Below are 22433 nucleotides of genomic sequence, written 5' to 3' on the forward strand. Positions count from 1 at the left end.
GAGAGACACCCATGACTTCAGTATTCGACCGCGAGGACATCGTCTTTCAGGTCGTGGTCAACCACGAAGAACAGTATTCGATCTGGCCAGACTACAAGGCCGTTCCCGAAGGCTGGCGCACCGTTGGCAAAAGCGGTTTCAAGAAGGAATGCCTGGCCTACATCGAAGAAGTCTGGACCGACATGCGCCCGCTGAGCCTGCGCAAGAAGATGGAAGAGCAGGCGGCATTGGCCCACTAAATGTAGAGCCTGTGGCAGCAAGGAAGCTTTCCACAGGAAGGCTGCGGGAGAATACGAATCTTGCAGTCACATCGGAACCCCTGTGGGAGCGAGCTTGCTCGCGATAGCGTCGTGTCAGTCAACATCGATGCTGCTGAACCACCGCCATCGCGAGCAAGCTCGCTCCCACAGTGGGCGGCCGGCGTTACCAGCTATTGCTCAATCAAAAAATCAATCAACGCCCGTGCCGCCGCCGGCAATTGTCGATGGGGCGGGTAGATGATTGAAAACGGTCGGCTGCGCCCGCCAACGTCCTCCAGCAACGCCACCAGTTCCCCACGCTCGATTCGCTCCCGGACAATGAAGTCATAGGTCTGGCAGATCCCCATCCCGGCCTGGGCCAGGGACACGATGCCCAATACATCGTCGGACACTTGCACATTGCCCGTCGGCAGCCATTCCCGATCTTCCTGATTTTCGCGAAACAGCCAGGGTGCGATGCGTCCGCTGCTGGGCATCACGAAGGGCAGGCAGGTGTGGGTGGCCAGTTCGTCGAGGTGCCGAGGCATTCCGGCGCGTTCCAGGTATTGCGGCGCGGCCACCAGGCAAAGGCGGGCGTCTTCGAGCTTGCGGCCGACCAATCCGCTGTCCGGCAGCGGCCCAAGGCGGATCGCCAAGTCATACCCCTCAGCTACCAGATCGACATTGCGGTTGGTGATGCTCAGTTCGACCCGAACTTGCGGGCACGCCTGGGCGAAGCGCGACAGCAGCGATGGCAGGCGGTAATGACCGTAGGTGGTCGGCACGCTCAAGCGCACGCGACCGGTCAAGACACCGTCCTGGCCCTGGATTCGCCGCTCGGCGTCGTCAATCAGGGCAAAGGCCGAGCGCGACTGTTCCAGGTACAAGGTACCGGCATCGGTCAGGTTCAGCCGTCGGGTCGTGCGTCGCAACAGTTGCACCCCGAGCCGGGCTTCAAGGCGGGAGATGGCGCGGCTCAGGACCGAAGGCGTGGTCCCGAGCGCCACGGCGCCGGCGCTGAGGGTGCCTTTTTCCACGACCGTGACGAAGGCTTCCACGTCGGCAAGATGATCGAATCGACGGGCCATTGTTGCCTCCAGGGGCCAAGTGATGTTCCGGGCTGCCAGTTTATCGCCGGTAAGCGCATCAATACAGTGAGCGCATCTTTTATCGAAGCGTCCTGGAGTCATCATGAAAAAGCTCACGACCTTGGCAACATCTGTCGTTCTGGCAGGCATCAGTGTCGCGGCCCATGCCGATAACGTGCTGGTGGTCCTGTCGGACTCCGATCATCTGGACCTGAAAAATGGCCAGGTCTTCGCCACCGGGTTCTACCTCAACGAATTGCTGCAACCGGTGAAACTGTTGCTGGATGCCGGTCACCGGGTGACGTTCGCGACGCCCGAGGGCCGGGCGCCGACGCTGGACCGCTCCTCGGTGGACAAGATGTATTTCAACAATGACCCGGCGGAGCTGGAGCGCTATCAGGCGTTGCTGGCGCAGTTGAACATCACGTCGGCCAAGGACTCGCCAGTGATCAGCCTGGCCCGTGTCGAGCAGATCGGCCTGGAACAGTTCGACGCCCTGTACATTCCCGGCGGACATGCGCCGATGCAGGATTTGCTCACGAGCGCGCCGCTGGGGCGGGTGCTGACGCACTTCCACGACAAGGGCAAGACCACCGCGCTGGTGTGCCACGGGCCGATAGCGTTGCTGTCGACCTTGATCGATGCCAAGGGCTTCGCTGGCCAGTTGGCCGCCAAAGGCCAGGCTACGGCCAAGGCCGACTGGATCTATGCCGGGTACAAGATGACGGTGATCAGCAACCAGGAAGAAGAGCTGGCCAAGGGGCTGCTGGGTGGCGGGCGCATGAAGTTCTATCCACAAACCGCGTTGGAACAGGCGGGTGGGCACTACAGCAGCAACACCTCGCCATGGACGTCCCACGTGGTGACGGATCGGGAATTGATCACCGGCCAGAACCCGGCGTCAGCGCTGGAGGTGGGGCAGGCGTTGGTCAAGCGTCTGGCGCAGTAGCCAGCAGCACTACAAATCCCCTGTGGGAGCGAGCTTGCTTGCGATAGTGGCGGATCAGCAACATGGATGCCGGCTGATACTCCGCAATCGCGAGCAAGCTCGCTCCCACAGGTTTTAGTGGTGTGGCGGTTTTATTTGAACCGCCGCTCCACCCCTTTCTCCACCAGGATCTTCGCCGAAATCTCTTCCACGGAAAAATGCGTGGAGTTGATATGGGGAATGTTCTCCCGCCGGAACAGGTTTTCCACCTCGCGCACTTCGAACTCGCACTGGGCGTAGCTTGAATAACGACTGTTGGGCTTGCGCTCGTTGCGGATCGCGGTGAGGCGGTCCGGGTCGATGGTCAGGCCGAACAGCTTGTGCTGGTGGGCGCGCAGGGCGCTGGGCAGTTGCAGGCGCTCCATGTCGTCTTCGGTCAGCGGATAGTTGGCCGCGCGGATGCCGAACTGCATCGCCATGTACAGGCACGTCGGTGTCTTACCACAACGCGACACGCCCACTAGGATCAGGTCGGCCTTGTCGTAATAATGCGTGCGGGCGCCGTCATCGTTGTCCAGCGCGAAGTTGACCGCCTCGATACGCTCCATGTAGTTGGAGTTGTGGCCAATGGAATGGGACTTGCCGACCGAATAGGAAGAATGCTCGCTCAGTTCCTGTTCCAGGGGCGCCAGGAAGGTCGAAAAAATGTCGATCATGAAACCATTGGACGTCGCGAGAATCTCACGGATGTCCTGATTGACGATGGTATCGAAGATGATCGGGCGGAAACCGTCGTTTTCGGCGGCTTTATTGATTTGCTGTACCATGGCCCGCGCCTTGTCGACGCTGTCGATGTACGGACGTGTCACCTTGCTGAAGGTAATGTTTTCGAACTGTGCCAGCAGGCTTTGGCCTAGCGTTTCGGCCGTGATGCCGGTGCCGTCGGAGATAAAGAAAGCGGATCGTTTCATTTGCACCTTGGGCCTTAAGCTAGTGAGCTAGTGACGATTCTTGGATATGATAGGCGCGATTTGCCGGCCGCCAGTGGCCCGCATTCTCACTTATTTTCCAGGTCCAGGCCATATCGCCGGCAAGCGCTCCCCTGGAGCCGTCGGTGCCTTGAGCTTTTCCAACACAGTTAGTGGAGAGATCACCTTGGTAGAGTACGTAGTTTCCCTCGATAAGCTCGGCGTCCATGATGTGGAGCATGTGGGGGGCAAGAACGCATCCCTGGGCGAGATGATCAGCAACCTCGCCGGTGCCGGCGTATCGGTGCCAGGTGGCTTCGCCACGACCGCCCAGGCTTATCGTGATTTCCTGGAACTGAGCGGCCTGAACAAGCAGATCCACGATGCGCTCGATGCCCTGGACGTCGACGACGTCAACGCCCTGGCCAAGACCGGTGCCCAGATCCGCCAATGGATCATGGAAGCCGAGTTCCCCGAGAAACTGAACGCCGAGATCCGTACCGCTTTCGCCAAGCTGTCCGAGGGCAATCCCGATATCGCCGTCGCCGTGCGTTCCTCGGCCACCGCCGAAGACCTGCCGGATGCCTCCTTCGCCGGCCAGCAGGAAACTTTCCTGAACATCCGTGGCGTGGAAAACGTCATCCGTGCCGCCAAGGAAGTCTTCGCCTCCCTTTTCAACGACCGTGCCATTTCCTACCGCGTGCACCAGGGCTTCGACCACAAGCTGGTCGCCCTGTCCGCCGGTGTGCAGCGCATGGTCCGCTCCGAAACCGGCACCGCCGGCGTGATGTTCACCCTCGACACCGAGTCGGGCTTCCGTGACGTGGTGTTCATCACCGGCGCCTACGGCCTGGGTGAAACCGTCGTGCAAGGCGCGGTGAACCCGGATGAGTTCTACGTTCACAAAGGCACGCTGCAAGCCGGTCGTCCGGCCATCCTGCGCCGCAACCTGGGCAGCAAGGCCATCAAGATGATCTACGGCGACGAAGCCAAGGCCGGTCGTTCGGTGAAGACCGTCGATGTGGACAAGGCCGAGCGCGCGCGTTTCTGCCTGAGCGACGCCGAAGTCAGCGAGCTGGCCAAGCAGGCGATGATCATCGAGCAGCACTACAAGTGCCCGATGGACATCGAATGGGCCAAGGACGGTGACGACGGCAAGTTGTACATCGTGCAAGCCCGTCCGGAAACCGTGAAAAGCCGCACCCAGGCCAACGTCATGGAGCGCTACCTGCTCAAGGAAACCGGTACCGTGCTGGTGGAAGGCCGTGCCATCGGCCAGCGCATCGGCGCGGGCAAGGTGCGGATCATCAAGGACGTCTCGGAGATGGACAAGGTCCAGGCCGGCGACGTACTGGTCTCCGACATGACCGACCCGGACTGGGAACCGGTGATGAAACGCGCCAGCGCCATCGTCACCAACCGCGGCGGGCGTACCTGCCACGCGGCGATCATTGCCCGTGAATTGGGAATCCCGGCAGTGGTCGGTTGCGGCAACGCCACCCAGTTGCTCAAGGACGGCCAGGGCGTGACCGTCTCCTGCGCCGAAGGCGACACCGGCTACATCTTCGAGGGCGAACTGGGCTTCGACATCAAGAAGAACTCTGTCGATGCCATGCCCGACCTGCCGTTCAAGATCATGATGAACGTCGGTAACCCGGACCGCGCCTTCGACTTCGCGCAGTTGCCGAACGCCGGCGTGGGCCTGGCCCGCCTGGAATTCATCATCAACCGCATGATCGGCGTGCACCCCAAGGCACTGCTGAACTACGACGGCCTGCCCCAGGACATCAAGGACAGCGTCGACAAGCGCATTGCCGGCTACGACGACCCGGTCGGTTTCTACGTCGAGAAGCTGGTGGAAGGCATCAGCACCCTGGCGGCGGCGTTCTGGCCGAAAAAGGTCATCGTGCGCCTGTCGGACTTCAAGTCCAATGAATACGCGAACCTGATCGGCGGCAAGCTCTACGAGCCGGAAGAAGAGAACCCGATGCTGGGCTTCCGGGGTGCGTCGCGCTACATCAGCGAATCGTTCCGCGACTGCTTCGAACTCGAATGCCGCGCCCTCAAGCGCGTGCGCAACGAGATGGGCCTGACCAACGTCGAGATCATGGTGCCGTTCGTGCGGACCCTGGGCGAAGCGAGCCAGGTCGTCGACCTGCTGGCGGAAAACGGCCTGGCCCGTGGCGACAACGGCCTGCGCGTGATCATGATGTGCGAGCTGCCGTCCAACGCCATCCTGGCCGAAGAGTTCCTCGAATTCTTCGACGGTTTCTCCATCGGCTCCAACGACCTGACCCAGCTGACCCTGGGCCTGGACCGCGACTCCGGGATCATCGCCCACCTGTTCGACGAGCGGAACCCGGCGGTCAAGAAGCTGCTGGCCAATGCCATCGCCGCCTGCAACAAGGCTGGCAAGTACATCGGCATCTGCGGTCAGGGCCCTTCGGACCACCCGGACCTGGCCAAATGGCTGATGGAGCAGGGCATCGAAAGCGTTTCGTTGAACCCGGACTCCGTGCTGGAAACCTGGTTCTTCCTGGCTGAGGGTCAGGCGGCGGTCTGATCGAGTGAAGGGCGGTGAACGGTAGTACTGTGTACTGAAGGCTGGTGAAGTTCATTGTGGCGAGGGAGCTTGCTCCCGCTTGAGTGCGAAGCGCTCACAAAAAGGGACTGCTGCGCAGTCCAGCGGGAGCAAGCTCCCTCGCCACGGTTTCACTTATCCTCTTCAATGAGCAGCGTTACAGTGACGCGACCCTTTTGATTGAAGTAGGGCGGGCTCCACAAGGATGCCGCCCTTTTTTGTGCAAGAAGATTATGCAAAGCAGCAGCAACCTCTTTCCTGTCGCCTTGATCAGCGCCGAGCGGCGCGGTGATCTGAGCGAAGATGTCTATCGCTTGAAACCCGGCAACAGCCCGGACGCCAGTGTCGAACTGGCTGTCACCCGATTGGGCATGGCCGACGCCGGTGAAACCCGTGGCGTCCCGGTGATTCTGTTGCATGGCAGTTTTTCCAACCGGCGCTTCTGGTACTCGCCCAAGGGCCTGGGTCTGGGGGCGTACCTGGCACGCCTGGGGTTCGATGTATGGATTCCCGAAATGCGCGGCCATGGCTTATCCCAGCGCAACCAGGGTTATCGCCACAATCGGGTGGCCGACTACGCCCGTTACGACTTGCCGGCCATTGGCGCCTTCGTGCGTGAGCAGAGCGGGCAAGTGCCCCACTGGATCGGTCATTCCCTGGGGGGCATTACCCTGGCGGCAGCCTTGGGCGGACACTACCTGGGTGAGCCCGCGGTGGCGTCGGCGGCTTTTTTCGGCACGCAGGTCAGCCGCACCTACTGGCCGCTGAAGATTCCGCCGGTGGAATGGAGCGGCCGCTTCATTCTCAAGCGCTTTGCCCAATTGTCCGGCTCAAGGCTCAAGCGCGGCCCCGAAGACGAGCCCATCGGCCTGGCCCTGGAAAGCATGCGCTGGTACGGTTTGTTCGGGCGATTCGGCGATGCCGAGAAGAACTGGTGGGCCGGGTTGGCCGATGTCCAGTTGCCGGTGCTGGCGGTGAGTGCCGCAGGCGATCACCAGGACCCGACCTGGGCGTGCCGTAAACTCTTCGATCAGATCGGCTCCGCTCACAAGCAGTTTGTCTGTCTGGGCCGGGGAGAGGGTTTCACTGACGATTTCGGTCACGTCGAGATGCTGGTCAGCAAGGCCGCTCACCTTGAGGTCTGGCCGTTGGTGGCGCGTTGGCTCGAGGATCAACAGGCCTCCTTGCTGGCAGAACAGCCCCCGTTGGCCGAGGCGGTTTGAGGCGAAGGCTCTGACAAGGGCATTTCGCTCTGGTCGGCTTGCGGCTAAGATATGACGCGTCAAGCGGTTCCAGTCACAAACGGTTGCTCATTCAGTCTGACGTTCCAGCCTTTCAGGAGTTGTTCGATGAACCATTACCTCACGCCCGACCTGTGCGACGCCTACCCGGAACTGGTGCAGGTGTTGGAACCGATGTTCAGCAATTTCGGTGGCCGCGACTCCTTCGGTGGCGAAATCGTGACCGTCAAGTGCTTCGAGGACAACTCGCGGGTCAAGGAGCAGGTTGAACTCAAGGGCAACGGCAAGGTGCTGGTGGTCGACGGCGGCGGTTCCCTTCGCCGGGCACTGCTGGGGGACATGCTGGCGGAAAAAGCCGCGAAAAATGGCTGGGAAGGCCTGGTGATCTACGGATGCATCCGCGACGTCGATGTCATCGCTCAGACCGACCTAGGGGTCCAGGCCCTGGCCAGCCATCCGATGAAGACCGACCGGCGTGGTGTCGGCGAGCTCAATGTGGCGGTGACCTTTGCCGGCGTGACGTTCCGCCCGGGCGAGTATGTCTATGCCGACAACAACGGCGTGATCGTTTCGCCAAGCCCGCTGAAAATGCCTGAATGAAGCGCCACAGCCATAAGGGATGAGGATGTTCGAGGAAGAAAACGCGCAATGGGGGCTGGTGCATGCCCTGGTGCTGGACGGTAAAGGCGGCGCGCGTTCCATAGCCCGGACCGAACTTGACGATTTGCAGCTGCAGGCCCACGAAAGCCTGTGGCTGCACTGGGATCGCAGTCATCCGCAAACCCACACCTGGCTGCGCAAATCCAGCGGCCTGAGCGAATTCAACTGCGACCTGCTGCTCGAAGAGAACACCCGTCCGCGCTTGTTGCCGTTGCCCAATGCCGAACTGCTGCTGTTCCTGCGGGGGATCAACCTCAACCCGGGCGCCGAGCCTGAAGACATGGTGTCGGTACGGATCTTCGCGTCCGCCCAGCGGGTGATTTCCCTGCGCCTGCGGCCGTTACGCGCCACCGATGAACTGTTGGCGCAACTGGCCGAGGGCAAGGGGCCGAAAACCGCGTCCGAGCTCATCCTTTATATGGCGCAATACCTCACCAACAAGGTGCAGGACCTGGTCACTTGCCTCTCCGAAATCGTCGATGGCGAGGAAGAAAAACTGGATACCGACGAACGGTATACGCCTGAACACGACGCCATTTTGCACATCCGCCGAAGGGCCGCCGGACTCAAGCGATTCCTGGCGCCACAGCGGGATATCTTCGGCCAGATGACGCGGCTCAAGCTGCCCTGGTTTTGCGATGACGACGGCGACTATTGGAACGAATTGAACAACAGCCTGACCCGTTACCTCGAGGAGCTGGAATTGACCCGAGAGCGCGTGGGGCTTGTGCTGGAGGCCGAAGACCGACGCCTTTCGGTGCGCATGAACCGCACCATGTACCGCTTCGGCATTGTCACCGGGATTTTCCTGCCGATGAGTTTTCTCACCGGCCTTTTGGGCATCAACGTTGGCGGCATTCCGTTTTCCGAAAGCCCCTACGGTTTCATGGTCGCGTGCCTGCTGATGATCTGCGTGGCGCTGGGGCAGTGGTGGTTGTTCCGCCGCTTGCGCTGGGTGTGATGGGGTTTCATGTGACCCGACGAAATTTGATCGCGTCTTCCACAGACATCACGAGAGGTGCGTATGCACGATCCGTTTGAACAGTCTTTGCGCGACATGCTCAAGGCTTCGCCGTCCAGCCGGGACGACGATGCATGCCTGGGACGTGTACTGAAAACCGCCAACCGCCAGGTCGGCGCGGGCGATCTGTTCAGCCTGCTGGGCCGCTGGTTGCCCGCGCTGATGATCGCCCTGAATAATGGATCGGCCCATGTCTCGCCGGTTTCCCGCCGTAAACCTGTTACTCGCACCGCTGATAAGGCTGATTGAATATGGAACTTGATCTCTGGACCCAGAGCCTCGTCACGGCAATGACTGCGTTGTGGACCAAGGTAGCTAACTTCATCCCGAACCTTTTCGGGGCGCTGGTGGTGCTGTTGCTGGGTTTTGTCGTGGCCAAGCTGCTCGATACCCTGCTGTCCAAGCTGCTCGCCAAGCTGGGCCTTGATCGCCTGATGGGCGGCACCGGCCTGACCAAGTTGCTGTCCCGTGGCGGCATCCAGGTGCCGATCTCGACCCTGGTGGGCAAGATCGTGTACTGGTTCGTCTTGCTGATTTTCCTGGTTTCCGCAGCAGAATCCCTTGGCCTTGAGCGAGTTTCGGCTACGCTCGATATGCTTGCATTGTATTTGCCGAAGGTTTTTGGTGCCGCGCTGGTGTTGCTGGTCGGCGTTCTGCTGGCGCAACTGGCCAATGGGCTGGTGCGCGGCGCGGCCGAGGGCGTCGGGCTGGACTACGCCGCTGGCGTGGGGCGTATCGCCCAGGGCCTGGTGATTATCATCAGTATTTCGGTGGCGATCAGCCAGTTGGAGGTCAAGACCGACCTGCTCAACCACGTGATCGTGATCGTATTGATTACCGTTGGTCTGGCGGTTGCGCTGGCAATGGGATTGGGAAGCCGGGAAATCGCCGGTCAGATTCTTGCGGGAATCTATGTGCGTGAATTGTATGAGGTTGGGCAACAAGTGCGTGTTGGCGAGGTCGAAGGCCAGATCGAAGAGATCGGCACGGTGAAAACCACATTGCTGACCGAGGAGGGCGAGCTGGTGTCGCTTTCCAACCGGATCCTGCTGGAACAGCATGTGAGTAGCCGCTAACCCGGCAAACCCTGCTAATGTATGCCGCCGCGAAATGCCTGCTACCGCAGGCTGCGGCGCACATTGACCTAGACTGTCGGCCCGACTTGTTTTGAACAAACCCCAATCGCTATCCACGCGCTACGACCCCCGTGATCTCTCCGATGAGGAGTTGGTCGCGCGCGCGCATACGGAGCTGTTTCACGTAACACGCGCCTATGAAGAGTTGATGCGTCGCTACCAGAGAACTTTATTTAACGTTTGTGCGCGTTATCTAGGGAACGATCGTGATGCTGACGATGTCTGTCAGGAGGTGATGTTGAAGGTGCTGTATGGCCTGAAGAACTTCGAGGGGAAATCGAAGTTCAAGACCTGGCTCTATAGCATCACGTACAACGAATGCATCACGCAGTACCGCAAGGAACGGCGAAAGCGTCGCTTGATGGACGCGTTGAGCCTGGACCCTCTCGAGGAAGCGTCGGAAGATAAGGCGCCCAAGCCCGAGGAAAAGGGTGGACTCGATCGCTGGCTGGTCTATGTAAACCCGATCGACCGGGAAATTCTGGTGCTACGATTTGTCGCAGAGCTGGAATTCCAGGAGATCGCAGACATAATGCACATGGGTTTGAGCGCGACAAAAATGCGTTACAAGCGCGCTCTTGACAAATTGCGTGAGAAATTTGCGGGCATTGCTGAAACTTAGTTCGGCGCAAATATCTCTTACGCGTAGGCAAGTTCTGATAGACTTGCCGCCGAGTTGTCCCCCGGTTTGCGGGACTGCTTCACAATCACCAGATGGGGATTTAACGGATGAAACTGAAAAACACCTTGGGCTTTGCCATTGGTTCTTTGATTGCTGCCACTTCGTTCGGCGCTCTGGCACAAGGCCAAGGCGCAGTTGAAATCGAAGGCTTCGCCAAGAAAGAACAATTCGACAGCGCTCGTAACTTCAAGAACAACGGCAACCTGTTCGGCGGTTCGGTTGGTTACTTTCTGACCGACGACGTTGAACTGCGTCTGGCCTACGACGAAGTGCACAACGCTCGTACCGACGACGGCACTAACGTCAAGGGCGCCAACACCGCTCTGGACGCTCTGTACCACTTCAACAACCCAGGCGACATGCTGCGTCCGTACGTTTCGGCCGGTTTCTCCGACCAGAGCATCGACCAGAATGGCAGCAACGGTCGTAACCGTTCTACCTTCGCCAACGTTGGTGGCGGCGCCAAGCTGTACTTCACCGAGAACTTCTACGCCCGTGCTGGCGTTGAAGCTCAGTACAACATCGACCAGGGCGACACCGAGTGGGCTCCAAGCGTCGGTATCGGTGTGAACTTCGGTGGCGGCTCCAAGCCTGCTGCTGCTCCAGTTCCAGCTCCGGCTGAAGTCTGCTCCGACAGCGACAACGATGGCGTGTGCGACAACGTCGACAAGTGCCCTGACACCCCAGCCAACGTAACTGTTGACGCTGATGGCTGCCCAGCTGTTGCTGAAGTCGTTCGTGTTGAGCTGGACGTCAAGTTCGACTTCGACAAGTCGACCGTCAAGCCTAACAGCTACGGCGACATCAAGAACCTGGCTGACTTCATGAAGCAGTACCCATCCACCACCACTACTGTTGAAGGTCACACTGACTCCGTCGGTCCTGACGCTTACAACCAGAAACTGTCTGAGCGTCGTGCAAACGCCGTTAAGCAAGTTCTGACCAACCAGTACGGTGTTGAATCGTCCCGCGTTCAGTCTGTTGGCTACGGCGAATCCCGCCCAGTTGCCGACAACGCCACTGACGCTGGTCGTGCAGTTAACCGTCGCGTAGAAGCGCAGGTTGAAGCCCAAGCTAAGTAATTAGCCCACAGCTTTGGAAAAGCCCGGCCTAGGCCGGGCTTTTCTTTGCCTGGGATTTATGAAAATCATGGGGTGGGTTGGAACACACAAGACCTGTGGGAGCGAGCTTGCTCGCGATTGCGGTGTGTCAGTCACCCTCCAGGCTGCTGATACATTGCAATCGCGAGCAAGCTCGCTCCCACATGGGTAGGGGTTGTCTGTTAGAGGACTGAAGCTTGGGTCAAGGCAGGCGGGGAGGCGGCCAGTTCGGCCGCACCGGCCACCGCGCCAATCACCAGGATCGCCGGGCTCTTGAGTTGAAAGGCGTTGGCGTCGGCTTCCATCGAGGCCAGGTCGCTACGGCAATCACGCTGGTGGGGCAGGGAGGCGTTTTCGATCATGGCTACGGGGGTGTTCGCCGCCAGGCCACCGGCCAGCAATTGCTCGCGGATCTCGCTCAGCTTCGCCACGCCCATGTACACCACCAAGGTGGTCCCGCTTTTCGCCAGGGCTTGCCAGTTCAGGCTGCTGCCGTCCTGGGTATGGGCCGTGACCAGGGTCACGCCCCGGGCAATTCCGCGCAAGGTCAGTGGAATATCGCACTGAGTCGCCCCCGCGAGGCCGGCGGTGATGCCGTTGACCAGCTCCACCTCGACGCCATGCTCGCGCAACCACTGCGCCTCTTCACCGCCGCGGCCGAAGATGCAGGGGTCGCCGCCCTTGAGGCGCACCACGCATTTGCCCTGGCGGGCATAACGCAGCATCAGCCGATGAATGAAAGCCTGGGGTGTGGAGCGGCAGCCGCCGCGCTTGCCTACGGCAATGATGCGCGCGTCGGGGCAGTGTTCCAGCACCGCGGTATTGACCAGATCGTCGATCAACACCACGTCGGCCTCGCCCAAGGCGCGTACGGCTTTGAGGGTCAGCAATTCAGGGTCACCGGGACCTGCACCCACCAGCCAGACTTTTGCGTTCATAGTGTTTTCCTCACGAGATAGCCGCCAGCGGTTGCGCAGTGGCAACCAGCAGGCGCTTGATTTCCGGTACGCAAGAACCACATTGCGTGCCACAGCCCAGTTCCTGTTTAAGCCCCTGCAAATCCAGGCCACGCTCGATGCCTGCGCAGATCGCGCGCTGGCTGACGTTCATACAGTTGCACAGCGTTTTACTGCCGCCCATCGTCGCGCCGACGTTGCCCGGCGGCGCGCTCAACGGCGCCAGCAGCCAGCGCCGCAGTTGTTCATCGGCACGGCCTTCCAGCCACAGGTTCTGCAGCCAGTGCCGGGCCAGGGTTTCACCGGCCAGGCGAATGGCGGTGATGCGGCCGTTTTCGATGCGCACCCGTTTACCGATGGCCCGACGCGGGTCGTCATAGGCCAGTACCGGCCCTTCGATCAGGCCTAATTGCTCGTCGATGGCCTGGAGCAGTTGCGGTTCGGGCGCGACGGCGCTGGCAGCGCGAATCAGCAGCGCGGGACGCTCACGGCCAGTCAGGCTCAGGCTGACGTAGGAAAACGCCTCGCACAGGGGGCGCAGCGCCTCCAAATGCTGTTGAACATCGCCTTCGATCAAGGCGAAAAGCTGCCAAGGCAGGTTCACCGGCTCCAGGCGCACGCCGCTGTGCTTGAGTTCCGGTTGTTTCGACAAGGGGTCGAAGGCCGGTTGAGTCAGGGTATTCACGCCGCCCTTGAGGAACCGGTCACCCCAGTGCATGGGCAGGAACGCCTGGCCGGGGCGCACGCTGTCGTCGCGGTCCACGGCCACGATCACGCTGCCGCGACGGCTCTTGAGGTTGACCAGGTCGCCCGCTTGCAGGCGATGGCGCTGGAGTTCGTCGGGGTGCAGGCTGAGCACGGCTTCGTTCACATGACCAAACAACTGCGCGGCGGTGCCGGTACGGCTCATGCCGTGCCACTGGTCACGCAAGCGGCCAGTGTTGAGGGTCAAGGGGTAGCGGGCGTCACGCAGTTCCTGGGCGGCGCGATAGGGGTCGGCCATGAAGCGCGCCCGACCGTTGTCGGTCGGGAAAACTCCGTCCACGTACAGGCGCGCCGTTCCGACCGTGGCGCCTTCGGGGAAGGGCCATTGCTGGGGGCCGAGTTGATCGATCAGGGCATGGCTGATGCCGGACAAGTCCAGGTCGCGGCCCCGGGTCAGCTGTTTGTATTCATCGAACAGTTGGGCCGGGGTGTCAAAGGCGAATAGGCTGGGTTGGCCCGGGCGCAGGCGTTTCTCCAGGCGTTGTGCGAAATCCACTGTGATTGCCCAGTCCGGACGTGCTTCGCCCGGTGCGCCGATGGCCCGACGGACGTGGGAAATCCGCCGTTCGGAGTTGGTCACCGAGCCTTCTTTCTCGCCCCAGCTGGCCGCCGGCAGGAGGAGGTCGGCAAAGGCGGCGGTCTCGGTGGTCCGGAAGGCTTCCTGTAACACTACGAACGGGCAGGCTTGCAGGGCCTCGCGTACTGCCGTCTGGTCCGGCATCGATTGGGCGGGGTTGGTGCAGGCGATCCACAACGCCTTGATCTTGCCGCTGCGCACCTGTTCGAACAGCTCGATGGCACTCAAGCCGGTGGTGGCGGGCAACTGCTCGACACCCCAGTAGTGGGCGACTTCGGCGCGATGTTCCGGGTTGGCGGCTTCACGATGGCCCGGTAACAGGTTCGACAGGCTGCCGGTTTCCCGTCCGCCCATGGCATTGGGTTGACCGGTCAGCGAGAAGGGCCCCGCGCCCGGCCGGCCGATCTGCCCGGTGGCCAGGTGCAGATTGATCAGGGCGCTGTTTTTCGCGCTGCCGGCGGTGGACTGGTTCAAGCCCATGCACCACAACGACAGGAAGCTCGGCGACGTGCCGACCCATTCGGCGCACTGGTGCAGTTGTTCGACGCTGATGCCGCACAACTGGGCGACCATGGCCGGGGTGTAGTCGCGTACCAGGTTCTTCAGGTCCGCGAAGCCTTCGGTATGGGCCTTGATGAAGTCGCGGTCGACCCAGTCTTCCCACAGCAGCAGGTGCAAAATCCCATGGAACAAGGCGACATCGGTGCCCGGCAGGATTGCCAGGTGCAGGTCCGCCAGGTCGCAGGTGTCGGTGCGTCGGGGATCGATGACAATGACTTTCATCTGCGGCCGGCGGGATTTGGCCTCTTCCAGGCGGCGAAACAGGATGGGATGGGCGTAGGCCATGTTACTGCCAACGATCATCACGCAGTCGCTCAGCTCCAGGTCTTCGTAGCTGCAGGGTGGGGCGTCGGCACCGAGGCTGCGCTTGTAGCCCACCACCGCGGAGGACATGCACAGCCGGGAATTGCTGTCGATATTGTTGGTACCCACCAACGCCCGGGCGAGTTTGTTGAAGGCGTAGTAATCCTCGGTCAGCAACTGGCCGGAGATGTAGAACGCCACGCTGTCGGGGCCGTGCTCGGCGATGGTCGCGGCGAAGACACTGGCGGTGTGATCCAGGGCGCTGTCCCAATCGGTGCGGGCCCGGGCCAGGCCTTTGCCCAGGCGCAACTCCGGGTACAGGGCGCGGGCGACGAGGTCGCCGGTCAGGTGCAGGGTGGAACCCTTGCTGCACAGTTTGCCGAAGTTGGCCGGGTGGGCGGGATCGCCGCTGACGCCGAGGATGCGCTCGCCGTCATGCTCGATCAGGACGCCACAACCGACCCCGCAATAACAGCAGGTCGAGGCAGTGATCTGGCGGTTCATCAGCTTGCGTCCCGCAGGGCCAGTTGCACCCGGCCGTTTTCGACCCGGGCTGAATGGTGATGGGCGCAGCCCACGTCGGGGGCCTGGGCCTGGCCGCTTTCCAGGTCGATCTGCCAGTTGTGCAGCGGGCAGGCCACACGCTTGCCGTAGACCAACCCTTGGGACAGCGGGCCGCCCTTGTGCGGGCAACGGTCATCCAGTGCGAACACCTCATCATCGCTGGTGCGGAAAATCGCGATATCGCCTTTCGGGCCATTGATGATGCGCGAACCGAGGATATTGATCTCTTCCAGTGCGCAGATATCCAACCAGTTCATGCTGGCACCTCCAGGTTCTTCACGGGGATGACCTCAAACTCTTTCTTCAACTGAGGCTGTTCCAGGCGTTGTTTCCAAGGGTCCTGTTCCAGCGACAGGGAAAACTTCAGGCGTTCGTGGAGAGCCTTGCGTCGCTCGGGGTCTTCCAGCACGGCTTTCTTGATGTGCTCCATGCCAACCCGCTGCATGTAGTGCACCGTGCGTTCAAGGTAGAAGGCTTCCTCGCGGTACAACTGCAGGAAGGCGCCGTTGTATTCACGCACCTCTTCGGCGGTCTTGAGTTTGACGAAGAACTCGGCAACCTCGGTCTTGATCCCGCCGTTGCCACCGATGTACATCTCCCAGCCGGAATCGACGCCGATGATGCCGACGTCCTTGATGCCCGCTTCCGAGCAGTTGCGCGGGCAACCGGAGACGGCCAGCTTGACCTTGTGGGGCGACCACATGTTGAACAGGTCGTGCTCCAGCTCGATGCCCAGTTGGGTGGAGTTCTGCGTGCCAAAGCGGCAGAACTCGCTGCCCACGCAGGTCTTCACGGTGCGGATGGACTTGCCGTAGGCGTGACCGGACGGCATGTCGAGGTCTTTCCAGACGCCGGGCAGGTCCTGCTTCTTGATCCCCAGCAAATCGATGCGCTGCCCGCCCGTGACCTTGACCATCGGTACGTTGTACTTGTCGGCCACGTCGGCGATGCGCCGCAGTTCCGATGGGTTGGTCACGCCGCCCCACATCCGCGGGACCACGGAGTAGGTGCCGTCTTTCTGGATGTTGGCGTGGGCGCGCTCGTTGATCAGGCGCGATTGCGGGTCGTCGTGGGCTTCGCCAGGCCAGGTGGAAATCAGGTAGTAGTTCAATGCCGGGCGGCAGGTGGCGCAGCCGTTCGGGGTGCGCCAGTTCAGGTAGCTCATGGCGCCGGCGATGGTCAGCAGGTGCTGGTCGCGGATCGCCTGGCGGATCTGGCCGTGGTTGAGGTCGCTGCAACCGCAGATGGCTTTTTCACTTTTCGGCTTGACGTCCGCCGCGCCGCCGACGGTGTTGATCAGGATCTGTTCCACCAGGCCGGCGCAGGAGCCGCAGGAGCTGGCGGCCTTGGTGTGTTTTTTCACGTCATCGACGCTGAACAGCCCGTGTTCCTGGATCGCCTTGACGATGGTGCCCTTGCACACGCCATTGCAGCCGCAGACTTCGGCGGTGTCGGCCATGCTCATGGCTTTGTCCTGGCCTTGGTGGCCTACGTCGCCCAGGGCGTTTTCCCCGAACATCAGGTGATCGCGGATCTCGCCGATGGCATGGTTCTCACGGATCTGCCGGAAATACCAACCACCGTCCGCCGTATCGCCGTACAGACAGGCACCGACCAGCACGTCATCCTTGATCACCAGCTTTTTGTAGACGCCGCCGATGGGGTCGGACAGGGTGATGGTCTCGGTGCCTTCGCCGCCCATGAAGTCGCCTGCGGAGAACAGGTCGATGCCGGTGACTTTCAACTTGGTCGACGTGACCGAACCCTTGTAAGTGGCGAAACCCAGTTGCGCGAGATGATTGGCGCAGACCTTGGCCTGTTCGAACAACGGCGCCACCAGGCCGTAGGCGGTGCCGCGGTGGCTGGCGCATTCACCGATGGCGTAGATGCGCGGGTCGTAGGTTTGCATCGTGTCGTTGACCAGGATCCCGCGGTTGCACGGGATGCCGGATTTTTCCGCCAGTTCGGTGTTGGGGCGGATGCCGGCGGCCATCACCACCAGGTCGGCGGGGATGATGTCGCCGTTCTTGAACTGGACCGAGCCGACCCGGCCATTGCCTGCGTCGTGCAGGGCCTGGGTCTGCTCGCTGAGGCGGAATTTCAGGCCTCGGTTTTCCAAGGCGGTCTGCAGCAATTGGCCGCTGGTCTTGTCCAATTGCCGTTCCAGCAGCCATTCGCCCAGGTGCACCACGGTCACGTCCATGCCCCGCAGCTTCAAGCCATTGGCCGCTTCCAGGCCCAGCAGGCCACCGCCGATGACCACAGCGTGCTTGTGGGTCTTGGCGGTGTCGATCATCGCCTGGGTGTCGGCGATGTCGCGGTAGCCGATCACGCCGTCCAGGGTGTTGCCGGGGATCGGCAGGATGAAGGGCGTGGAGCCGGTGGCGATGAGCAGGCGGTCGTATTCGGCTTCGCTGCCGTCTTCGGCGATGACCCGGCGCTTGACCCGGTCGATCTCCACCACTTCGCGGTTGAGCAGCAGCTTGATGTTGTTGTCCAGGTACCAGCTCAGGTCGTTGAGCACGATCTCTTCGAACGTCTGCTCACCGGCCAGCACCGGCGAGAGCAGGATGCGGTTGTAGTTGGTGTGGGGCTCGGCGCCGAACACCGTGATGTCGTACAGCTCGTTACTCAGCTTGAGCAGTTCCTCGAGGGTTCGAACCCCGGCCATGCCGTTGCCGATCATCACCAGTTTGAGTTTTTTCATCAGGGTTCTCCGCAAGCTCAGGTCCGTTTCATCACGGCGATCGGACTGGCTCGGCAATTTTTACGAAAACAAAAAAAGGCGTCCCGCTAGCAAGCTAGCGAGGACGCCTTTGTCCTGGTCCCGTTCTCTCGGGAAGCACCGCCTTCATCGTTGGAGGCGTTGCTTTATGTATGGTGAAAGAGGTTATGCAGTGGTTGTGCCAACTGGCTCGAAGATGCGGATTTGTTGAGCGGCGGGCTGGTTGAGTGGATTGGAGCGGGGTTTATTGCACCGAATCAAAGCGTGTTGCCCGGTAATGGAGCGCGGAGAGGTTGGCGAAAAGCTTTTGTGGCGAGGGGGCTTGCTCCCGCTGGGCTGCGAAGCAGACCCAAAAAACTGGCGACCGCTTCGCGCTCGAGCGGGAGCAAGCTCCCTCGCCACGGTTGTTATGAGTGAAACACCAAAAACAACAGCATGATGTTCACCACCAACGACACCAGTGCCAACGTCCGCCAGACCTTCAGCGGCTCGCGTTCCAGCAACGGCCTGGGCCTTACGCTCAAGCTGCGGCGCTCGCCCTGTTCCAGCAGCAACAGCCATTCCTCGGCGGTTTCAAAGCGCTGGCCCGGGTCCGCCGCGACGGCGCGTTCCAGGCTTTGCCCAAGCCATTCGGGCAGGTCCGGCCGATAGCGGCTGGCACTGACCGGCACGCCAAAGCGCGGGCGCTGGAAGGCTTCGATTTCGCCGTAGGGATAGTGTCCGGTCAGCAGGAAATACAAGGTCACGCCAACGGCATACAAATCCTGTTGCGCCGTGGGCGCGGTGCCGCCGAAGGCTTCCGGGGCAATGTAGCTGGGCGTGCCGGGCAAGACGTTGGCCTGGTCCTCGGACAGGCCCGGGCAGTAGGCCAGACCGAAATCCAGCAGGCGCAATTCCCCGTCGTCGCCCAGGTGCAGGTTTTCCGGCTTGATGTCGCGGTGGTAGATCTGCCTTCGATGCAACAGGCCCACCGCCCGCACCAGCCGTTGTGCCAGGTCTAGCCATTGGGCCAGAGGTAGCGGCCCGCCCCGGTTGAACAGTTCGGCCAGGGTCGCGCCCGGATATTCACGCATCACATAGTACAAATGCTGACGCTGGGGAACGCCATGGACCTCGGGAAACTGCCGCCCGGCGACGCGCTTGAGAAACCACTCCTCCGAGAGCAAGGCCTGGCCGGCCCGGCTGTCGTCCCGTAGCTGCACGGGCAAGGTTTTCAGCAGCCAGGGTTGACCCTGGCCGTCGCGGACCCGATAGAGCAACGACTGCTGACTCTGGCCAAGCAGGCCTTCGATCTGCCAGCCCTCGAACACCTGGCCCGGTTTCAGCGCAGGGGGCAGGGGCCATTGCTGCAACTGGATCAGGGCATCGCCGATGCTGGCTTCGCCCACGGCATCGACCCGCACCAACAACGCACTGGCGTTGTCCTGGCTCCCGGCCAGGTGCGCGGCGTTGACCAGGGTTTGCGCGGCAAGGTCCAGGTTCGGTTGGTCGCGAAGGATGCCGGCGATGGCCGTGTCCCCCAGGACCGCCCAGACGCCGTCGCTGAGCAACACGAAGGTTTCGTCGGTGCGCAGTTCACCGTCGAGAAAGTCGAGGATCAGGTGTTGATCCAGTCCCAGGGCTCGCTTGAGCACATGCTGCATGCCTTGCTGTTCCCAGACGTGATCTTCGCTGACCCGTTGCAAGTGATCGGCGTGCCAGCGATAGACCCGGCAATCCCCCACGTGAGCCAGGGTGAAGCGCCGGCCCCGCAGGACCAGGGCACTGACGGTGGTGAGCAGCGGTTGCCCACCGCCGTTGGCCTGCAGCCAGCGGTTCTGGGCCAGCAACAGCCGGTCCAGCGCCTGGGCCACGCCCCAGGTTTGCGGCGTGGAATAGTAGTCCAGGGCCAGGGCCTGCAAGGTCGAACGGGCGGCCAGCCCGCCATCGGCGCACTGGCTCACGCCGTCGGCGATGGCGAACAGGTAACCCTTGCTGGCGGCCAGGGCCGGGGCGGGGGTGACCAGGCGCAGGGCGTCCTGGTTTTCTTCCCGCGGGCCGATGGCACTGGCTTCGGCGAAGCTCAATTGCAGGCTCATGGTTGCAGGTTATACCCGAGCAGCGGTGACGGCTGCCGAACCCCAAGTGGTTCTCCAGCGACGCTTGACGCCGTGCAGGCCGAACCAGGCCAGGACACCGAGGCTGGCGAACAACCACAGGGCCAGTTGATAGCTGCCGGTGCTTTGCTTGATCGCGCCCATGCCCGCCGCCAGGGCGAAGCCGCCGATGCCGCCGGCCATGCCGATCAGCCCGGTCATCACGCCGATTTCGCGACGGAAGCGTTGCGGCACCAGTTGGAACACCGCGCCGTTGCCCGCACCCAAACCGAGCATGGTGCAAACGAACAGCGCCAGGGCTGCGTAGGAGCTCGGCAGGTTGAAGCCCACCGCGGCGATGCAGACTGCAGCAACGGTGTACATGCCCAGCAAGGTGCGGATGCCACCGAAACGGTCCGCCAGGGCGCCACCCAAGGGACGCATCAGGCTGCCACCGAAGACGCAGGCGGCGGTGTAGTAGCCGGCGGTGACGGGGCTCAGGCCGTATTGGTCGTTGAAGTAGCCGGGCAGGGCGCTGGCCAGGCCGATGAAGCCGCCGAAGGTCACGCTGTAGAAGAACATGAACCACCAGCTGTCGCGGTCGCCCAGGGCCTTGAGGTAGTCGGCCATGGATTTGGCTTTCGGCCGCTCGGGAGCGTTCTTGGCCAGCCAGGCGAAGAGCACCAGGGTCAGCACCAGCGGAATCAGCGCGAAGCCGAACACGTTGGTCCAGCCGAAGGCTACGGCCATGACCGGAGCGATCAACGCCGCGAGCACGGTGCCCGAGTTGCCGGCGCCAGCGATGCCCATGGCCTTGCCCTGGTGTTGTGGCGGATACCACTGGGAGGCCAGCGGCAGGGCCACGGCGAACGAAGCGCCGGCCACGCCCAGGAACAGGCCCAGCAGCAGGGCTTGTTCGTAGCTGTGGATGCCCAGTTTCCAGGCGCAGAACAGCGCACCGATCACAATCACCTGGCCGACCATGCCGGCGGTCTTCGGTGAAATCCGGTCGGCCAGCAGGCCCATGAACAGGCGCAACACGGCGCCGGCCAGGATCGGTGTCGCCACCATCAGGCCGCGCTGTTGGGTGGTCAGGTGCAGGTCGGCGGAGATCTGCACCGCCAGTGGACCGAGCAGGTACCAGACCATGAAACTCAGGTCGAAATAAAGGAAGGCCGCGAACAGTGTCGGGGTGTGGCCGGATTTCCAGAAGCTTGAATTCATCGCGCACCTCAGCTGTAAAAGTCTCGAGAAATGAGTCAGTGCTCAGAAGCAGTGCGCCGCCTGTGGTCGCACCACCGGCTCCGGAGAGCCAAAACAAAAAAACGCCGCAACCCGGATCGCCAGAGAGGCGAGGAGGGTGTGCGACGTCTTTGTCGTAGGTGGGGCAACCGCCGTTGGTTACCTGTGGGGTTGCTTAAGCGAGATCTGTGCCAACCCTGGGATTGTGGGAAGGCCTATCGCGAGCAGGCTCGCTCCCACAATGGATCTTCAGTGGGCACAATACTTGTGGGAGCGGGCTTGCTCGCGAAGGCGTCCGGTCAGTCGACATCGATGTTGAATGGAAAGCCGCTTTCGCGAGCAAGCCCGCTCCCACATTGGAACTCCAGTGGCTACAGGACCTGTGGGAGCGAGCCTGCTCGCGATGGGTCCAGGCCCGGCGCTACAAGGCTTTCAGCCGAGCAACTCGTTCATGGCAATGATCTGCTCCGCCACCTGGATCAGCTTCTGCTGGCGGCTCATGGCCTGGCGGCGCATCAGGGTGTAGGCCTGTTCTTCGTTGCACTCCTTCATCTTCATCAGCATGCCCTTGGCCAGTTCGATGCGCTTGCGTTCGGCCAGTTGCTGGTCCCGGGCCAGGAGTTGGGCGCGCAGGGCCTGGTCACTTTCGAAGCGGGCCATGGCCACGTCGAGGATCGGTTGCAGGCGCGCGGCGTGGATGCCTTCGACGATGTAGGCACTGACGCCCGACTTGATCGCCTGGCGCATCACATTGGGGTCGTGCTCGTCGGTAAACATGACGATCGGTCGTGGTTGGTCGCGACTGACCAGCACCACTTGCTCCATCACATCGCGTCCGGGTGACTCGGTATCGATCAGGATCACATCCGGACGCACCGTTTCGACGCGCGCCGGCAGGTCGATGGTCAGGCCGGATTCGTCGATCACTTCGAAGCCGGCTTCAATCAGGGCCGCCTTGAGGCGGCCGACTTTTTTCGCGGTGTCGTTGATCAGCAGGATACGCAGCATGGTCGTGGCTCCT

19 protein-coding genes are annotated in these 22433 nt (G+C 61.8%); 10 read left to right on the forward strand and 9 right to left on the reverse strand.

Going from position 1 to position 22433, the window contains the following annotated elements; genetic code table 11:
• The first annotated feature begins 11 nt into the window (after nt 1-11).
• Complete coding sequence (locus AC515T_RS09100) at nt 12-239, forward strand: MbtH family protein (RefSeq protein ID WP_496532206.1); 228 nt, start codon at nt 12-14, stop codon at nt 237-239.
• Between the two features lie 191 nt (nt 240-430).
• Here AC515T_RS09100 and AC515T_RS09105 read toward each other — a convergent pair whose 3' ends face one another.
• Nucleotides 431-1327 (reverse strand): LysR family transcriptional regulator, encoded by an 897-nt coding sequence (locus tag AC515T_RS09105; RefSeq protein WP_496532207.1) that lies wholly within the window; start codon nt 1325-1327, stop codon nt 431-433.
• Nucleotides 1328-1430: 103 nt separating this feature from the next.
• Between AC515T_RS09105 and AC515T_RS09110 the strand changes: the two genes are divergently transcribed.
• Entirely contained in the window at nt 1431-2276 is an 846-nt protein-coding gene (locus AC515T_RS09110; protein WP_496532208.1) for a type 1 glutamine amidotransferase domain-containing protein, read from the forward strand.
• A 131-nt stretch (nt 2277-2407) separates the two neighbouring features.
• On the opposite strand, the gene ppsR is transcribed toward AC515T_RS09110, so the two are convergent.
• Complete coding sequence (gene ppsR / locus AC515T_RS09115) at nt 2408-3226, reverse strand: posphoenolpyruvate synthetase regulatory kinase/phosphorylase PpsR (RefSeq protein WP_496532209.1); 819 nt, start codon at nt 3224-3226, stop codon at nt 2408-2410.
• A gap of 184 nt (nt 3227-3410) precedes the next feature.
• Between ppsR and ppsA the strand changes: the two genes are divergently transcribed.
• From ppsA to AC515T_RS09155, 8 genes are all read left to right on the forward strand, one after another.
• Entirely contained in the window at nt 3411-5786 is a 2376-nt protein-coding gene (gene ppsA, locus AC515T_RS09120; RefSeq protein ID WP_496532210.1) for a phosphoenolpyruvate synthase, read from the forward strand.
• Nucleotides 5787-6037: 251 nt separating this feature from the next.
• The gene (locus AC515T_RS09125) at nt 6038-7027 is read left to right on the forward strand and encodes an alpha/beta fold hydrolase (RefSeq protein ID WP_496532211.1); all 990 of its coding nucleotides are present in this window, start codon (nt 6038-6040) and stop codon (nt 7025-7027) included.
• Between the two features lie 126 nt (nt 7028-7153).
• Nucleotides 7154-7645 (forward strand): ribonuclease E activity regulator RraA, encoded by a 492-nt coding sequence (rraA, locus tag AC515T_RS09130; RefSeq protein WP_496532212.1) that lies wholly within the window; start codon nt 7154-7156, stop codon nt 7643-7645.
• Between the two features lie 25 nt (nt 7646-7670).
• On the forward strand, nt 7671-8666 hold the full coding sequence (cmaX, locus tag AC515T_RS09135) for a divalent cation transporter CmaX (protein ID WP_063322265.1): 996 nt from the start codon (nt 7671-7673) through the stop codon (nt 8664-8666).
• A 63-nt stretch (nt 8667-8729) separates the two neighbouring features.
• Nucleotides 8730-8975 (forward strand): hypothetical protein, encoded by a 246-nt coding sequence (locus tag AC515T_RS09140; RefSeq protein WP_014337331.1) that lies wholly within the window; start codon nt 8730-8732, stop codon nt 8973-8975.
• A gap of 2 nt (nt 8976-8977) precedes the next feature.
• A complete protein-coding gene (locus AC515T_RS09145; RefSeq protein WP_003199523.1) occupies nt 8978-9802 on the forward strand; it encodes a mechanosensitive ion channel family protein in 825 nt (274 codons plus the stop codon).
• 91 nt (nt 9803-9893) lie between these two features.
• Nucleotides 9894-10484: an RNA polymerase sigma factor SigX gene (gene sigX / locus AC515T_RS09150; protein ID WP_003183614.1), complete on the forward strand. Its 591-nt coding sequence runs from the start codon at nt 9894-9896 to the stop codon at nt 10482-10484.
• A 107-nt stretch (nt 10485-10591) separates the two neighbouring features.
• Nucleotides 10592-11626, forward strand: coding sequence for an OmpA family protein (locus AC515T_RS09155; RefSeq protein ID WP_496532213.1), 1035 nt, complete (start codon nt 10592-10594; stop codon nt 11624-11626).
• 200 nt (nt 11627-11826) lie between these two features.
• On the opposite strand, the gene cobA is transcribed toward AC515T_RS09155, so the two are convergent.
• The 7 genes from cobA to AC515T_RS09190 form a co-directional block, all read right to left on the reverse strand.
• Nucleotides 11827-12582 (reverse strand): uroporphyrinogen-III C-methyltransferase, encoded by a 756-nt coding sequence (cobA, locus tag AC515T_RS09160; RefSeq protein ID WP_496532214.1) that lies wholly within the window; start codon nt 12580-12582, stop codon nt 11827-11829.
• Between the two features lie 10 nt (nt 12583-12592).
• Complete coding sequence (locus tag AC515T_RS09165; protein ID WP_496532215.1) at nt 12593-15310, reverse strand: nitrate reductase; 2718 nt, start codon at nt 15308-15310, stop codon at nt 12593-12595.
• A complete protein-coding gene (gene nirD / locus AC515T_RS09170) occupies nt 15310-15627 on the reverse strand; it encodes a nitrite reductase small subunit NirD (RefSeq protein WP_018605256.1) in 318 nt (105 codons plus the stop codon). The genes AC515T_RS09165 and nirD overlap by 1 nt, the downstream gene beginning before the upstream one ends.
• The gene (nirB, locus tag AC515T_RS09175) at nt 15624-18077 is read right to left on the reverse strand and encodes a nitrite reductase large subunit NirB (protein ID WP_496532216.1); all 2454 of its coding nucleotides are present in this window, start codon (nt 18075-18077) and stop codon (nt 15624-15626) included. The genes nirD and nirB overlap by 4 nt, the downstream gene beginning before the upstream one ends.
• Nucleotides 18078-18502: 425 nt before the next feature.
• Nucleotides 18503-20173: a bifunctional protein-serine/threonine kinase/phosphatase gene (locus AC515T_RS09180; protein WP_496532217.1), complete on the reverse strand. Its 1671-nt coding sequence runs from the start codon at nt 20171-20173 to the stop codon at nt 18503-18505.
• A 9-nt stretch (nt 20174-20182) separates the two neighbouring features.
• The gene (locus AC515T_RS09185) at nt 20183-21394 is read right to left on the reverse strand and encodes a nitrate/nitrite transporter (RefSeq protein WP_025212688.1); all 1212 of its coding nucleotides are present in this window, start codon (nt 21392-21394) and stop codon (nt 20183-20185) included.
• Between the two features lie 450 nt (nt 21395-21844).
• Entirely contained in the window at nt 21845-22420 is a 576-nt protein-coding gene (locus AC515T_RS09190; RefSeq protein ID WP_003199539.1) for an ANTAR domain-containing response regulator, read from the reverse strand.
• Nucleotides 22421-22433: the final 13 nt, after the last annotated feature.

Source organism: Pseudomonas sp. FSO-7 (assembly GCF_059579345.1).